Annotated in this window: 12 protein-coding genes; 2 read left to right on the forward strand and 10 right to left on the reverse strand. The window is 67.3% G+C overall.

Annotation, left to right across the window (positions count from 1 at the left end):
- Window positions 1-111: 111 nt before the first annotated feature.
- The gene (locus BLU38_RS30315; protein WP_091531284.1) at window positions 112-1,176 is read right to left on the reverse strand and encodes a hypothetical protein; all 1,065 of its coding nucleotides are present in this window, start codon (window positions 1,174-1,176) and stop codon (window positions 112-114) included.
- Window positions 1,177-1,201: 25 nt separating this feature from the next.
- Here BLU38_RS30315 and BLU38_RS30320 point away from each other — a divergent pair, with 25 nt between their 5' ends.
- Entirely contained in the window at window positions 1,202-2,251 is a 1,050-nt protein-coding gene (locus BLU38_RS30320) for a hypothetical protein (RefSeq protein ID WP_091531289.1), read from the forward strand.
- 67 nt (window positions 2,252-2,318) lie between these two features.
- Here the strand turns inward: BLU38_RS30320 and BLU38_RS30325 are convergent, their stop codons facing one another.
- The 9 genes from BLU38_RS30325 to BLU38_RS30365 all read right to left on the reverse strand — a co-directional run bounded on the left by BLU38_RS30325 (window position 2,319) and on the right by BLU38_RS30365 (window position 14,240).
- Complete coding sequence (locus BLU38_RS30325; RefSeq protein WP_091531293.1) at window positions 2,319-4,760, reverse strand: glycosyltransferase; 2,442 nt, start codon at window positions 4,758-4,760, stop codon at window positions 2,319-2,321.
- Window position 4,761: 1 nt separating this feature from the next.
- Window positions 4,762-5,676: a sulfotransferase family protein gene (locus BLU38_RS30330; RefSeq protein ID WP_269458200.1), complete on the reverse strand. Its 915-nt coding sequence runs from the start codon at window positions 5,674-5,676 to the stop codon at window positions 4,762-4,764.
- A complete protein-coding gene (locus BLU38_RS30335; protein WP_197679929.1) occupies window positions 5,580-6,794 on the reverse strand; it encodes a glycosyltransferase in 1,215 nt (404 codons plus the stop codon). The genes BLU38_RS30330 and BLU38_RS30335 overlap by 97 nt, the downstream gene beginning before the upstream one ends.
- A 27-nt stretch (window positions 6,795-6,821) precedes the next feature.
- Complete coding sequence (locus BLU38_RS30340; protein WP_091531300.1) at window positions 6,822-8,078, reverse strand: nucleotide sugar dehydrogenase; 1,257 nt, start codon at window positions 8,076-8,078, stop codon at window positions 6,822-6,824.
- Window positions 8,079-8,353: 275 nt separating this feature from the next.
- The gene (locus BLU38_RS30345; RefSeq protein ID WP_091531304.1) at window positions 8,354-8,890 is read right to left on the reverse strand and encodes a hypothetical protein; all 537 of its coding nucleotides are present in this window, start codon (window positions 8,888-8,890) and stop codon (window positions 8,354-8,356) included.
- The gene (locus tag BLU38_RS30350; protein ID WP_157683879.1) at window positions 8,884-10,692 is read right to left on the reverse strand and encodes a glycosyltransferase; all 1,809 of its coding nucleotides are present in this window, start codon (window positions 10,690-10,692) and stop codon (window positions 8,884-8,886) included. The genes BLU38_RS30345 and BLU38_RS30350 overlap by 7 nt, the downstream gene beginning before the upstream one ends.
- An 86-nt stretch (window positions 10,693-10,778) precedes the next feature.
- A complete protein-coding gene (locus BLU38_RS30355) occupies window positions 10,779-11,645 on the reverse strand; it encodes a sulfotransferase family protein (protein ID WP_091531311.1) in 867 nt (288 codons plus the stop codon).
- A gap of 73 nt (window positions 11,646-11,718) precedes the next feature.
- On the reverse strand, window positions 11,719-12,945 hold the full coding sequence (locus BLU38_RS30360) for a Dyp-type peroxidase (RefSeq protein WP_231920103.1): 1,227 nt from the start codon (window positions 12,943-12,945) through the stop codon (window positions 11,719-11,721).
- Between the two features lie 56 nt (window positions 12,946-13,001).
- Window positions 13,002-14,240 (reverse strand): peptidase M75 family protein, encoded by a 1,239-nt coding sequence (locus BLU38_RS30365; protein WP_172836254.1) that lies wholly within the window; start codon window positions 14,238-14,240, stop codon window positions 13,002-13,004.
- A 158-nt stretch (window positions 14,241-14,398) separates the two neighbouring features.
- On the opposite strand from BLU38_RS30365, the gene BLU38_RS30370 reads away from it, so the two are divergent.
- Window positions 14,399-16,264 carry a phospholipase C gene (locus tag BLU38_RS30370; RefSeq protein WP_091531318.1) on the forward strand — a complete coding sequence of 622 codons (1,866 nt, stop codon included), beginning with the start codon at window positions 14,399-14,401 and terminating at the stop codon, window positions 16,262-16,264.
- Window positions 16,265-16,327 lie beyond the last annotated feature (63 nt).

Here is a 16,327-nt window from a genome sequence, read left to right on the forward strand (position 1 = left end):
CAACAGGTTTCTTCCAGGTATCAGCGCCGTCGTTCGGTCCCGCGTCCCAACCCCAACCGGATAAGGAGTCTTCGAGCAGTCCCGCACTCCGGGATCAAGATCAACAGCGGATCAGACCGCCAGGACACGCGGTGCCGCGAGTCGGACCCGTTCGGCGACCGCACGGTACAGCGCCGCGTACCGTGCCGCGACCGCGTCGGCGTCCCGGCCGCGGAGGTCCGGCCGTGGTGCGCGAGGTGTCGTCCTGACGGCAGTGATCGTGTTGTCCAGGAGTTCGGCGGTCAGCGGGCTCGGAAGGCAGTGCACCCACCCCGTACCGACCTGCTCGGCCAGCCGACGTGCCGTCGGACTCGACGGCAGCACCACCGGGCGATCCAGGGACAGCGTCAGCAACAGCGTGCTCAGATCGTCCAGCGACGCCGGATCGGGCAGGAACACCATCTCGGCCGCGGAGATCTGATTCACCAGCTGGGCATCGGAGACGTGCTCCAGCCGTGCCGACACCGTCTCCGGGGTCCGGGCGATCGCCCGCGCCGCCAGTTCGTCGAGTCCGAAGTCGCCATCCCCGACCACCCGCAGCGACAGGCCAGGGGTGTGGGTCAGCGAGAACACCTTCAGTGGGCCCTGGGCTGCCCGGGCCAGCCCCGCCCGCGACACACTCAACAGCCGCCCGGGAACCTGCGCGTCCCGGGGGTAGCCGACGAACCGATCCCGGTAGTGCCGGTGCGGGATCACCGTCGTCCGGGCCGGATCGGGGGTGGCCGTGACATCGTCCAGGGCGATGAACGCGTCCGTTGCCCGGTCGATGATCATCCGGCTGTCGTCGGACGGGCCACCGTGCACGGACTCGTCCGCGGTGCCGGGAAGGACCGTCTGCACCAGGGCGATCCGATGCTCGGCCAGCGTCTGCACCAGCTGGAGGGCCTGGGCGCGGCGCTGTTCGGCGGTCTTCCGCGGCCCCAGTGCGCGGATCGGGTCGACCAGCTGGACGACGTCGACATCGAACTGCTTCAGCATCCCGCCGAAGAACCGGAAGTCGATGTCGCTCGGATCGTCGCCGACGATCTGGTCGACGTAGCGCACCGCCGGTGCCGGCGGTCGGTGACCGATCAGCACCCGGAGGCGTTCTCCCGGGACCGTCTCGACCGGGACTTGATCACGCGGGAAGTCGAGCACGCGACGACTATATATACTCCCCGCGATGAATGAGAGCCGCGGGCAGGACGTCTTCGCCCACCTCAGTGGACAGGACGACAACCTTGGCGACTCGGCACTGCGTGCGGCGTACTTCTCGGCCGCGCAGGGTGCGGGGCGGCGCTTCCATCTGCATTTCGGTCCGCAGTCCGACGACTATCTCTCCGGTCTTCCGCTGAAGCCGGCACACAGGATCTATCCCGATCCTGCCAGCTGGCTCGAGTCGTGTCGGTCGGCGACCCGGCCGGTGCTGCTCTTCAACTCCGGTGAGCTCAATCCGTTGCCAGGTGAGTATCCGCGGCGTGAACTGCAGACCCAAGTGGAGCAGGTACTGGACCGTCGCGGCATCGTGATCATCGCCGGCGCGGGCCTCCGCGATCCGTCGATCGTCGGGCAGCTGGACATCCATCCCGGGTTGCGCGAGGCTGCGGTGGTCTCCTGGCGCGACGAGGTGTCGCGCGATGCCGCGGGCTTCGGCGACGTCGCTCCGGATTGGGGTTTCGCCCTCGGCGCGCCGACCTCTGGGTGGCCGGCGCATGAGTCGCGTCAGCTGCTCGCGGTCACCTTGCGCTACGACCGTCCATGGCCCGGCGACGCCTGGATCGCCGCCGTCCGCGATCTCGCGGCGCAGACCTCGACCAAGATCGTCACCCTGGCCCAGGTATCCCGCGACGCGCCCCGTGCGGTCCGGTTGGCCGAGGCACTCGGCGGTGACTACCGGACGCCGCCGAGCATGCGCCATGCCGATCTCGACGCCTATGCACGAGCCGTCTACCGGCAGTCGGTGGCCGTTGTCAGCGACCGCGCGCATGGTTTGATCATCGGTGCCACCGAGGGTGCCTACCCGCTGGGCACCGCCGCCGATCCGCAGAAGATCACCCGGTTGCTCGCCATCGCCGGGCTCGGCAACGTCGTGGGTCGCCATGATCAATTGCCGGAGCTGGCGCAGCGGCTGCCGTCGCAGCTGTCCGGGCTCGCCCCGGCCGTGGACACCGCCCGCGAGTCGATCGCCCGGCTCGGGGTCCGGATGCGAACCGCGATGAGCGCTGTCGCATGATCAGAGTCTTCTGATCATGATCATCATGTGGTGATCCTGGGATCATGATCATCGGCGGAGGTCGACCTCAGGTGCCGTCCGATCGAGCCTCCTTGTCCCGAGTCACCGCGGCGGGCAACATCAGCTTCAACCGTCGGCCAGCAGGTTTCAGTCCGGGAGCGAGCCGGTAGACCCGACGTACGAACGGCAGCATCGATCGGACCAGCGGGGAGTCGAAGGCCGGGCCCGTCGTCCGTCCCTTCCTGTCCGCCGTCTCTCGCTGACCCGCCGCGCCGGAGGACTGTGCCGACGGCGTTTCCTGCGCATCCGAGACCGCACCGGTGTTGCGTTCCACGAAGAAGACCATCAGGTCCAGCAGCTGCTGCGCGCCGGCCAGTGTCGGTTCAGGTGAGTACTCCGCCGGCAGCATTCCGGCAACCAACTGCCGGTACAGCGTGGAAAAGTCCAGTGCCAGCGCACGGTGGGCGGCGTCCACCGATGCCCGGGACATTTTGTCGTAGCGGTCAGGATCATCGGCGATCTCGGCGATCTGTCGGGCCAACTCGGCGGCGTCGCCCTGGGGTGTGGCGACCAGCCCTTCGTTGTCCCTGGCCGCAGCCAGCCAGGGCAGGTCGTACATCACGATCGGCAGCCCGCGAGCCTGAGCTTCGGCCAGCGCCAGTGGGTAGCCCTCGATGATGCTGGTCCCGACGAACAGGTCTGCGGAGTCGATCGCGTCGGCCAGTGCCTGACCGTGCAACGGGCCGACGACCGCCACCTGCTCACCCAGTCCCCGCTTGCCGACCTCGTCGGCCAACTGGGCCGCGGTCAGGTCGGCCCAGTCCGGGCCGATGATCCGGAGCCGGAAGTCGACGTTCAGCGTGCGCAGCTCGGTGGCCATCGCGAGGAGTTGTCGCGGTTGCTTCGTGTGCTGTTCCAGCCGACCCCACCAGATCAGCTCCAGCCGACGACCGCACGGCGCCGGCTTGGCGTCCGCGGTCGCCGCGGACTCGACCAGCAACGGGGACGGCGGATTCGGCAGGTAGGCCGCGTGCGACACCCCCCGCAGCTTCCAGAACTCGACATCGAGTGGCGACAACGCGACCAGCGTTGCCAGCGTGTTGGCATGATCGGTGATGAAGGACAACAGGTCCTTCAGGTCATAGACCGGACGCATCGCGAAGTTGTGCACCCAGCCGATCGTCGGTGCTCCCATCGCCCGCGCCATCTGGGCGAAGGCCGGCCACTCCCGGCTGTACAGGACGCGATGATCGATGACGACATCGACCGCAGAGCGACGACAGATCTCCGCCCACTCCGCCAACCGGGCCGACAGTTTGCCTTCGCCCAGTTGGACGAACGTCGCCCCCTCCGGCAGACCGTCGAGGACGCTGCCGTCCCGATGGGCAACGATCGTCACCTGGTAACCGGCGTCGAGCAGATGCCGGGCCTGCGCCAGCAGGACGCCGGAGACACCACCGGTGGTCAGTGATCGGGTGGTGAGCAGCACGCTGTGCACCGGCCGCTGCCCCAGCTCGATCCGTTTGCCGTGCCGGGCAAGGAAATCCAGCGCACCGGGTGCGTACTGGGCAGCCGCCTGCACGACCTCTCGTTCGGAGACCTTCTGCAACAGCAGATCCAGACAGGCCTCGTACAGATCGCTGCTCACGCTCTTGATCAAATAGCTGAGCACGTTGCCGACGATCGACAACCGGGCCGTCTGATAGCCGTCGATCAACGGCTCCGGATCAGGGGTCCGGCGGGCCAGCTCGTGAACGGCCGATCCGATGCTGTCGACAGAATCGATCCCGCCGGCGTAGAACGCGAACTGGGACAGCTCTTCGACCAGGTGGCCGCTGGCGCCGCGTCGGAAGTGGTAGCTGTACAGCCGGTCCTGGATCGACACGTAGCGCTGCGCCTCGGCAACCGCCAGGAACGTGATCGGGAGGTCGTTGATGCGGTTCAGGACCAGGTCGTCGGGCACCCGGGCGTAGGCGTTGCGGAGCAGTTCGGTGCGGAACAGATAGCGCCAGATCTGCCCCTGTGCCGGTTTGCCGACCGGGAACAGTCCGGCCAGGATGGCCTCGCCCTCCAGCAGCCCGTGTGCCGGCATCAAACGGGACTGGTAGCCGCCGACGACGCCGCCATTCGGCCCGATCACCTTGACGCCGAAGCCGACCAGATCGGCTCCCGATGACTCGGCCTTGGCGACCGCCTTCGCCGCCGCATGGCGGTCCAGTTCGTCATCGCCGTCCAGGAACAGTACGTAGCGGCCGGTGGCGGCGAGGATCCCGACCCGACGAGCCTGGAAGGCCGACAGATTTCTTTCCTGCCTGATGATCCGGATCCGATCGTCACGCTGCTGGAAGGCTTCGATGATCTGCAGGCTGGCGTCGGTCGAGGCGTCGTCGATACAGATGATCTCCAGCTGCCGCATCGTCTGTCGCTGGGCGCTGGTCAAGGCGTCGGCCAGCCAGTCCTGGTCGTTGAAGACCGGGATCACGATCGAGACCAGCGGCGCCGATCCCATCTCAGCAGCGTTCAAGGGACTGCCAACCGGTCAGATCGATGCCGACCAGGCGCTGCAGCAGCTCCCGGTCCGCGGCCAGGTCGCCCCGGATCCGGTCCAGTGCCGGTGCCGGAATGGTCAGCGCGTCCGCTTCGACGGGCTTCTTGAGCAGCCTGTCCCAGACCCGCGGCGGGTCCCCGTCCCGTGCGGTCCTATCACCTCGGGGAGGTGAGGAATCCTTGGCTGGGAAGGAATATCGCGGCAGGTCGAGGAACTCCTGGACCCTCACCAGCAGGGGCTCCGGATCGTCGCGCAGGTCCTCGGTCAGCAGCACCAGAATCTGTTCGGACGGGAACCACTCCAGATAGCGCTGCAGCTCCGCGCCGTACAACGAGGTCCGCAGGTAGGTCGACCTACGAGTGATGGCCGATTCCGGCGATCGCTTCTCCCGACCGCGCTCCGCTGCGTGATCGTAGTGGCTGCGGATGCGTTGGATGGGATCGCGCAGCAGGTAGATGATCTTGAGATCGGGGACGTAGCTGTGCAGTCGCTCGGGCACTCCGCCGAAGATGGCGCCCTTGGAGTAGTTGGTTGAGGCCTCGCCGAGCAGTGCCCCTTCCGGAGCTCCGGCGAACAGCGACCGATACCAGTCGAAACCCCGGGTCCAGTTCTTCTCGGTCACGAAGAAGTTCGGCTCGGTCAGTTCGGGCATGAAGACGTCGGGGTGGCTGCGCAGCTGCCGATGCAGTGCCGCCGCTCCGGCCTTCATCGCCCCGATCAGGGCGAAGTCCGGAACCCGCTCTCTGGTGTGGCCGGACGTCGGCGGCTCTGCGACTTCGCTCAGGCGTGCGATGGTTGTGCCCTTTCGACTCGTGCGGTCGATCGTCCGACCACGGATTCCAACTCGGAGAGGAAGCGTTGCGACAGCCGGGACCAGTCGTACTCGGCAGTGGCGAGCCGGTGCCCGCGGCGTCCCATCTCCGCAGCCTCGCGTTTGGCTGCGGCCAGCTCGAGGACGGCGGCAGCGACCTCGTGCGGACTGTCCCATCCGACGACCAGACCGGCCCGGCCGCGCTCCACCAACTGCGCGGCCCGCGGTAGCGGTGTGGTGATCACCGGTACGCCGTAGGCGCAGTATTCGACGACCTTCGTCGGCATGCTGGACCGGAAGTTCGGTGTGTCCTGCAACAGCGACAGGCCGGCCAGCGCTCCGTGCAACCGCGCCAACGCCTGGTCGGCCGGCAGGAATCCGCGCCAGATCAGATCGTTGTCGGCGTGCGCGGACCGCATCAGCTCGGTGCTCTGCTCGTCGTAGGTCGGGCCGATCACCTCCAGCTTCACCGACCCGCCGGTGCGTTCCCGCAGCATCCGGCCGATCTGCGGCAGCTGGTGACTGCCCCGCGCCTCGCTGATCGAGCCCAGATACACCACCCGGTCCTCGCTGGCCGGTGCGAGCACGTCGCCGGGCACCACGACGGCGTTGGGCACCACCGTGTGGGCCTTGCGGAATCGTTGCTGGTAGTCGGTTTCGGCCAGCAGCAGGGTGAACCGCTCCTCGGCCCACCGCTCCGCCTGCCGGACCGCGCGGGCGACCGGCTCCCGGAGGACATTCGGCAGCCACGACTTCTGGGCCAGTGCTCCGGCCGTGTCCTCGTGCACATCCCAGACCAGATGCGGGATCTGCAGCCCCCAGGTCGCGGCGAGCAACTCGGGGTCGTGGATCAGAACCACGTCGTGTCGTCCCTGCTCGCGACGCACCAGCGACCGAGCGGACAAGGCCGCGCGGAGCCGGTTCCGCCCGCGGGCGCGGGGAAGCCGGATCAGCCGGAGTCGTTGCCGTTCCTCGGGTCCGAGGTGGTCGGTGGTCAGCGGTCGCTCATCGGAGAGCGGCGCGGCATAGCTGACCTGCCAGCCACGACGCAGCAGTGCGTCGATCTGTCGGAACCAGATCCGCGAGTCACGTGGATCGTGCACCACGGTGATGACCAGGATCCGCCGCGGCCGGTCGTCGATCGCTTCCATCAGTCCGGTCGCTTCCAATCCGGGAATGTTCATCGCAGATCCCCTCCGAGAACCGTTCGGTCACAGTCGCTCAACGCTCTCCCCCGTCATCACGCCCCGGGTGTCCAGCACCCGGGCGGCTCTGGTCGCGATGTCATCCAGGTCGTAGTCGCGATGTTGCTGCAGCAGCACGCACAGATCGGCCCCGGCGACGCTCGACGCCAGGTCGGCAACGCTGGTCAGCTGGTCCGCGTCCAGCTCCCATTCGCCGATGAACGGGTCGTGATACTGCACGATGGCGCCGCCGTCGCGGAGGATCCGGGCCAGCGGAGCGGCGGGGGTCTCCCGGGAGTCGCCGATGTCGGGTTTGTAGGTGATCCCGAGCAACAACACCGTTGCCCCGGCGAGCGGGATCCCGTCGGCGTCCAACCGCTCCTCGATCCGCTCGGCCACGTAGCCGGGCATCGATTCGTTGACCTCACGGGCCAGTTCGACGAACCGGAGCGGGTGCCCGAGACGGACGCTGGCCTCGTGGGAGAGATAGCGCGGATCGATCGGGATGCAGTGGCCGCCGACACCCGGCCCCGGCCAGAACGGCTGATAGCCGAACGGCTTGGTCGCCGCGGCACCGATCGCCTCCCACAGGTCCAGCCCGAGCTCGCGGGACAACCGCACCATGTCGTTGACCAGGGCGATGTTGATGTGTCGGTAGGTGTTCTCCAACAGCTTGGCCATCTCGGCCTCGCGGGTACCGCGGACGCGGACGACGTCCTGCACCAGCTTGCCGTAGAAGATCGCTGCGCGTTCCCCACAGGCCTGGGTGTGGCCGCCGACGATCTTCGGCGTGTTCTGCAGCCCGAACTCCGGATTGCCGGGGTCGATCCGTTCCGGCGAGTAGGCAAGGTTGAAGTCCTGCCCGGCGATCAGGCCGCTCTCTTCGAGGATCGGGCGGACCACCTCGTCGGTGGTCCCTGGATAGGTGGTGGACTCGACCACGACCAGGGTGCCCGCAGACAACTGGCGCGCGACATCGGCGGCAGCGGCCCGCAGCGGTCCGAGGTCTGGATCGCCGTCCTCCGACAGCGGCGTCGGCACGCAGATGATCACGTACTCGGCGTGCCGCAGTTCGGCGGCGTCGGACGTGGCCCGGTAGCCGTTGCTCACCATTGCTGCCAGGTCGGCAGCACTCAGATCGTCGACGTGGCTGTGCCCGTTGTTGAGGCCGGCGACGATGTCGGCGTCGGCGTCGACGCCGACCACCTCCAGGCCTGCATTGATCGCCGTCCGGGCCAGCGGAAGTCCCACGTAGCCCTGCCCGACGATGGCCACCTTGCTCATGCTCCGAATCCGCCCTTCCGACGTAGCTCCTCCACACCTGGTGCTGCGACGTTGCACACCACCTGCATTCGGCGGTTGCCCCGAAAGCAAAACCGTGCCTGGAAATCCGCGAATATCATTTCACCCATATTCGGTCAGCTAAGCCAGACTTGGCCCGATGATAGCAACGTCACAAGGAACGCTTGACGTCAATTCGGACGTGTGCCACAACCCTCGATTACCGGAAGGTTAACGATTTCTGTCAGTAATATGACCGGCCGACTCAGGACGAGAATTCAGCTCGCGACCGGCGCCGGAGCAACCGACAGAAAAGACTTCTGCGTGGCCGACAGACCGGCCGGACCGACCTCGTACAGCACCGAGGTCCCGTACGCCCGACGGACGTGCTGCCAGAACCTGACTCGGTCCGCCGACTCCGCCGTCGGCATCAGTTCGGCCGGGTAGCCGTAGCAGCGGGCACACCCGAAGTCCGGGGTCGGCAGCACCAGCACCGGCCGGAACCCGGCCGTCAGCAGTTGCAGCTCGGCGATGCTGTCGACGACCTGCTGGATCGACTCCGCCGGCACGCCGCTGAGATCGAAGACGGCCACCGGTAATGCCTCCAGGCCGGTCCCGGCCAGCAGGTTGCCGGCCGTCAGATCGGCGCCGCGACCGTCGGGCAGGACGTCACTGGCCCACAGCTTGCGGGCGATCGCTCGAAACGTCGTGTTCTGCCGGACCCGCGGCAGCACCACTCGACGAAGCATCGGAAAGCCGGGCAGCCGCCGTGCCCGACGTGCCATCGGAGCCAACAGATCGTCAGCACTCACCATGTCCCCCTCCTGACATCCCGCCGGGCATGCAGATCGGCCAACACTTTCGCCGCATCGACGGCGCCGTTTCCCGGATCCTGTCGCGCGATCCGGGCGATCATCTCCTCGCCGTGCTCCAACAGATCGGCCAGCACCTCGGCGGTGCCGTCGGTGTCGACATGGGTCGCATAGTGCGACCAGCCCTGGTCGGCCGCCCACCGGGCCCGCCGGTCCTGATCGTCCAGCGAACTGTTCCGTTTCGGAATGAAGAGCGTCGGCGTTCCGAAGCGGAGCAACTCGTGGAAGGAGTTGTAACCGGCAGCCGAGATGGCCACGTCGAAGGCGCGTTGGTAGGTCGCCAGCGGAATCGGGTTGACCACGTGCACGTCCGGCGGCAGCGCAACATGCGGAGCCACCACCGACCGGGTCACGCAGACCTCGATGCCCAGTTTGCGACACGCCCCGATAGCGGCAGCGGTGTCGCTGCCGACATCCTGCACCGTGCCGCCACTGAAACTGACCAGCGCCAACGGTCCGTCGGCCGGCAGCCCGAGCTCACGCCGCGCCGCGTCGCGGGACAACAGGTCGTCGGCGTCCAGCAGGGTCACCGGCGGGATCCTGGTCGCCGACGCTGTCGTCGTGGCACCCACGTCGGCCGCTCCGGCGAAGTCGCCGGGTTCGATCACCTCGTCGAACCAGGCCGACGTCGACAACTGCTCCCCGCCGCGATCCGGCATCCACATCCCGCGCCGGGACCAGACCCAGAGCGGGTCGGGATGACTGGACCGTAGTTCCTCGATCCCCGCATACGGCCAGGTGCCGTCGAAGACGACGATGCTGGGCCGGATCCGGTCCAGCGCGTGGCCGACCCGCTCGGTGAAGATCTGCTGCCAGTTCCGGGAGTCCATCCCCAGCGCACCGGCGGACGGCAGATACTCGTACGTCATCCCCATCGCACCCACCGCGCCGACGCCCTGGGACATCGACAGCACCTGGGGTTCGAACTCGATCGCCCGCCGGCCGTAGGCCATCAGCCGCATCAGGTGCCCCATCCCGGTCCCGTTGCTGCTGATCAGCAGCAACGCCGGCCGATCCTGCTGTCCCGCACCGGCGGAGCGTCGGGCCGACGACGCCGTCGAGCCGGGTGAGGCTGTTGAGCCGGGTGAGGCTGTTGTTTGTCCGGGGTCGGGGTTGAGCGGCTGCAGCCCGGCCAGCTGCCGCAGCCGGTCGCGATGGACCTGATGACCGAGCCGTTCCGGGCGGACCTCGGCCGACGCGACGTCACCGTCGCTGGCGTTCACCCAGTCGTCGCCCACCAGCTCCAGCCCGGGTGCCGCCTGCTCCAGCTGGCTCCGGATCTCCGCCGACAGGGCCGCCCACCGTGGCGTCCGGCCGAGGTGCTCCTGCACCAGACGGGTGATCTGGTCCGGGTCGTACTCGACCGTGCCGTCGGTGCCGATGACTGTCGTGTCGGCCACCAGCAGCACGTGCTCGGTGCTGATCGGCGGGAGCTGGTCGGCGGCGTGCTGGAGAACCGTCGGATGCCGAATCACCGTGACGTCGGCGTGGACCGGATCACGCCCGAGCAGAAGTCGTGCGCTGCCGTCGGTCACGCTCTGCCGGATCCGGGGATCGAATGCCGCCGCCCGAGCCACCAGAGAGCTGTTCAGGTGAATCAGTCCGGTCGTCCATCCTGCCGAGGTTTGCGCGGTGATCTCCTCGGCGATGTCGGCCGAGGTGCCACCGGGAATTCGGAAATCGGATATGTCGAGCACCTGGACGCGACGCCCATCCGCCACCGACTCCGTTTGTGAATGCAGCACGCGCAGAGATTAACAGGTCGAATTCGTCGACGCCCGTGAGTGAATTTCAGGGAAACAATACGGGACCGGCAAGGGACAATTCGGCGTCAACGAGAGGTCGTGCGGAGGTCTGCCCAGCTGCTGAGATCGAGGTCGACCTGGCTCTGCAGCAGGGCGCGATCGGCCAGCAGCGGCTTGCGAACGCGGTCGACCACGTTCTCCGGGAGCGGCGCCGGTTCGGTGTCCGCCCCGCGGGTCAGCAACCGGTCGCGGACCTGCTCCGGGACGTAACGACGGCTCCAGGTGTCCAGCGGTCGGTGTCGCTGCACCGCCTCTCCGAGGCGGGTGTTCACCTTCCGGTTGCTACTGACGTGGTAGCGCCGTTCGACACCCGGGAACTCGTAGTCGGGCAGGCCGAGGAACTCGACCACACCGGACAGCACCTCGGCCGGCGCCTGCGCAAGATCCTCGGTGAGGATGACGTGGATCTGGTCGGCCGGGAAATAGCTCCGGTAGCGCTGCAGCTCCGCGCCGTACAGGCTGGTCCGCAGGTAGCCGGATCGGGCCGTGATCGCCCGCTCGATGGGCCGCTTCTCCCGACCCTTGAAGACCGCGTGGGCGTGGTGGCTGCGCATCCGCTGCAGTGGATCGCGCAGCAGGTAGATCAACTTCACGTCCGGCACCTCGGACCGCAGCAGCTCCGGTACGCCGGGGAACGCCGCGCTCTTGGAGTAGCTGGTCGAACCCTCGCCGAGCAACGCACCCTCCGGTGCGCCGTCGAACAGTGAGCGATACCAGTCGTGGCCCTTCGACCAGTTCCGTTTCTTGATGAAGAAGCACGGCTCCTTCAGCGAAGACATGAAGACACCGGGGTGTCTGCCAAGGTGCCGGAACAAGCTCGTCGTGCCCGACTTCATCGCTCCGATGATGATGAAATCGGGAGTCCCCTGCGTCATGGCGCGGAACGGTAGCATGCCCGACGTTGCCGAAAGTGAACGATCCGGGTGTACGTCCCGAGATCGCCGATCATGTCCTCACCGGGCCCACTCAACGGGCGAGCAACGAGCGGCCGAGATGATCATCTTTGTCTGCCATCCCGGGCAGCACGAAGAAGTAGCCGCCGCCGACCGGCGAGATGTAGTCGGTCAGCGGCTCGTCGATCAGCCGGGTCTGGACGGCCTCGAACTGCCGTTGCAGATCCTGCTGATAACAGCTGAAAAGCGTTCCCTGGTTGAGTTGTCCGTTGCTGTCCAGGCCGAGATCGTAGTTCCAGCTCCGCCGCAGGATCCGGCTCCGGTCGGTGTGTTCGGTCCGCGGGTTGGCCAGTCTGATGTGGGCATCCAAGGGGATCACCTGGCCTCGCGGATCGGCGGCGAAGTCCGGGGCTTCGGTCTCCCGATCGCCGTCCAACGGTGCACCGCTGTCACGGCGTCGACCGAACATCAACTCCTGTTCCTGCAACGAGACCCGGTCCCAGAACTCGACCAGATTGCGAATGATCCTGATCACCTGGAAGGTGCCACCGGCTGCCCAGGACGGCTGGCCGGTGCCGACCCAGATCAGCCGGTCCAGGGTTGCCGGGTCGGTCGCGGGGTTCGCCGTGCCGTCCTTGAAGCCGAGCAGGTTGCGCGGTGCCCCGGCCGGTCGCGGTGCCGCGGCGGTGCCATTGATCCGCCATCGAGGCTGCATCAATCCGCGGGTGTGCTTGGTCAGGTCCCGTACGGCGTGGGTGACGACGTCGTCGTCGGCGGAGGTGAGCTGGATACTCAGGTCGCCGTGGGTCAGCCGCTCGTCCAGATCGTCGTTGGGGAAGGTCCGCATCGACGTCAGTCCGACCGGCTTCCGATCGGCCAGACCGAACCGGTCGTCGAACAGGGAGGCGCCGACGCCGACCACGACTCCGAGCTTGCCTCCCGGATAGGACGGTCCGAGGATGCCGTTGTCGTCCGGCGGCCGGGACGGGTCGTCCGAGGCCGTCGGGGCGCCGCCGGTCAGGACGCCGATCCGGTCGCTGATGATCATGAACAGCTCGGCCAGCTCGGCTCGACGGTCGGTGATCACGTCGCAGCTGATCACTGCCGTCGCAGCGGTCGGTTCATTGATCAGCGCACCCTGATGCTCACCGTACGGTCCGAATCTCGGCCGCGGACTCGGTTGACCGTCCGCCCGGGCGTCACCGTGCCCGCCGGCCGCCAGCAATGCGGCACCGACGCCCGCACCGCCGAGCATCAGCCCGCGCCGCCCGACACGAGCCGACAGTCCCGTGCCTGCCAAGGGCTCTGAGCCGGCACCGGGTTCTGAGCCTGTCGAAGGACCGGCAGCTTTCATGATCATCCGTTGTCCTGAGTGGTCAGGATCTCCAGCTCGGTGGGGATCGGCGCCAGCGTCTCGAGGGTGTCGCCGACGGCACCATTGAGACGTTCCCGGGCGGTGCCGCTGAGCGCGCCGACGGCGTCGGTGTGTGCCGCCGACCGGGCCCTGGTCACCAGTGCGTCCAGCTCGTCCAGCGATCTGGTCACCGCGGCCAGCAGCGTCGGATCATTGCGTCGCAGCACGGGTCTCAATGCCGACAGCGTCATCCGGGTGCCGTCGATGTCGGCAGCCAATGTCGCCAGGCCGCTGTTGCTGCCCTGATCATCGGCGCCGGTCAACACGAACTGCATCGTGTTCTCCAGGACCTCGTGGGTGCGCAACGCGACGTCGTTGGGCTGGGTGATCTGGTGCGGGAAGTCAACGACCAGCCCGTGCACGTCATCATCGAGTCGTCGGGTGGCGGTCAGCACCTCGGCGGCCGATCCGCCGTGCCAGAGCAGATACTCCACCCGATGGAAGCCGCTGAAGCCCGCATCGTCGACGCCGTCCGGTAGACCGTCGGGCCGCCCGTCGATCTTGTCGGCGTCGTCGCCGAACGTGTCGTAGGCCGCACCCAATCGCTGGTAGTCCAGGTGGGCAACCAGCCACCGTGTCCGGGCCAGTTGTCGATCATGGTCCTGGACCGCCCTCAGCAGCCGATCGGTATCTGCTGCCAGCGTCCGCAGGCCGTGTGAGACCGATCGACGATAGCGGGACACGGCATTGGCCAGGTCGCCGTAGTCGGCCGGGATCCAGCGGTGTACGCCCTCGACCGGGCCTCCGCGGACGGTGAACGGATCGGAGTAACCGACGATGCCGTCATCGCCCTCACACGCCAGGCTGTAGCTGCCGGCCGGGAGCACGGTGACCAGGGTGCGTGAGGCTCCCGGGGCCAGCATCTCGATCGCTCCGTAGGCGTAGCGATGCTGCTGGTCGTAGATCGTGATCTCCTGTGGCGTCGAGCTCTGGTTGACGATCGGATAGCTCACCCGACCGGCGGGGGCCGATCCGATCCCGCGGGCACAGCCGCTGGCACCAACGTTGAGGGAGTGGCTGTCCGAAAGTCTTGCACCGGCTTCGCGTCGCGACGACGCGGTCCGGGTGACCACGACGATCAGCACCAGCAATGCGACGATGATGATCACCGCGACGACCCGCGGCCCGATCGGTGCCACGCGTCCACCAATGCCGGCCGCCCCGCTGTCCGTTTCCCCCATCTCGATGATGATCACAGCGTCCGATGTCCACCGTTCGACGAGTAGATGAACGGCAGTTACTGTGGCCAGGCTGAGAGTCCGACCAGTGTTCATCTGGTGTCAGTGATCTGTCATCGGGCCGTCGCCGGTCCGCCACACCTCGGCAGAACGTTGTCATCGTGACCGATCAGCATCCACGTCCCGGGGGATCCAGCTCCGATCCCAGCACCGCAGCCGCGTCAACGACGCACCATCGGCGGAACCGCCGATCCAAGATCATCACCGCAGCCGCCGTCGGCCTGGTCGCTTCGGCGAGCCTTGCGCTGCAGGCCTGCGGCACCGACGCCGTTCCGGCCCAGCAGCCTGCGCAGCAGGCCGCGGCGCGGACCACGACGCCGATCAAGCACCTGGTGGTGATCTTCGGCGAGAACATCTCCTACGACCACTACTTCGGCACCTACCCGCGGGCCGCCAACACCGACGGCAGCCGGTTCGTCGCCAAGCGCAACACGCCGAAGGTCAACAACCTGACCACCAAGGTGAAGGGTGGCGGCACGCTGCTGACCCGGAATCCGAACGGCGTCAATCCCACTCGGCTCTCCCCCAGCGATCCGCAACAGGTGCTGACCTGCGATCAGAACCACGACTACCTGCCGGAACAACTCGCCTACGACCGCGGCAGGATGGACGCGTTCCCCAACAACGTCGGGACAGCCAAGGGCACCAGCGCATCGGGCGGCACCTGCAAGGCGTCGGACAATCTGGCCTACTACGACGGCAACACCGTCACCGCACTGTGGAACTACGCCCAGCAGTACGCGATGAGCGACAACTCCTACAGCGACGTCTTCGGCCCTTCCACCCCTGGTGCCCTGAGCCTGGTGTCGGGCAGCACCGGCGGCGTCGACAAGACCGCCGGCAGCGTCCGATACGCGACCAGCCGGGACAATGCCGCCGCCGGACAATTGGTCGCCGACGGCAACGGTTCTTCCTCGGTGATCGCCGATCCCGATCCGTACTACGACGACTGCGCCTCGGGCGCCCAGGTCGGCCTGGCGGGCCGGAACATCGGTGACCAACTGAACGCCAAGGGTCTGAGCTGGGGCTGGTTCGAGGGTGGTTTCACCCCGACCACGAAGTATTCCGGCCCGGTCCGGAAGGGCGCCGGCTACGACCCGACGACGGTCACCGGCCGCGCCGCTTGCGGGGCTTCGAGCCCGATCGGCGAGGCCATCGGCGGCACCGGACAATACGGCACCGAGGGCGACTACATCCCACACCACCAACCGTTCCAGTACTACGCGTCCACCGCCAACCCGCACCACATCGCTCCGGCCTCGCTGGACGTGGTGGGCACCGACACCCAGCACTACACGGCCGGCAAGCCGGACTACGACACGGCCAACCACCAGTACGACATCAGCACCTTCGACGACCTGATCACTGCCATCGACCGGGGCCAACTCGGGACCGATCACCTGCCGGCGGTCAGCTACCTGAAGGCGCCGGGCAATCAGGACGGGCACGCCGGCTACTCCGACCCACTGGACGAGCAGGCGTTCATCGCCCAACAGGTCAATGCGATCGAGAATTCCCCGGCCTGGAAGGACACCGCGATCGTGTTGGCCTACGACGACTCCGACGGCTGGTACGACCATCAGTCGGCCACGATCAACAATCCGTCGTCGACGGTCGCCGACGCGATCAGCGGCGACGGCCGCTGCCAGGTGGACGCCAAGAACAAGGGTCGGCAGCAGAAAGCGGAGAAGGCCGAGCCGTTGGGCGGTCAGCAGGGGCGCTGCGGGCCGGGTCCGCGGCAGCCGCTGTTGGTGATCTCACCGTATGCGAAGTCCGATTTCGTTGATCATCACCAGACCCAGCAGGGCTCGATCGTGCGGTTCGTCGAGGACAACTGGAGGCTGAACCGGATCCCCGGCTCGACCGACAGCATCGCCGGCTCGCTCGAGTCGATGTTCGACTTCCGCAGCCACCGTCCGAACAAGAAGTTGATCATCGACCCGAAGACGGGCTTGGCACGGAACTGATGCCACAACGACGGATCGGTGGGACTCCATCCCGGTGTCCCACCGATCTGTTGCGGTGCTGCT

This window comes from Microlunatus soli, assembly GCF_900105385.1.
GTDB classification, from domain to species: Bacteria; Actinomycetota; Actinomycetes; order Propionibacteriales; family Propionibacteriaceae; genus Microlunatus; species Microlunatus soli.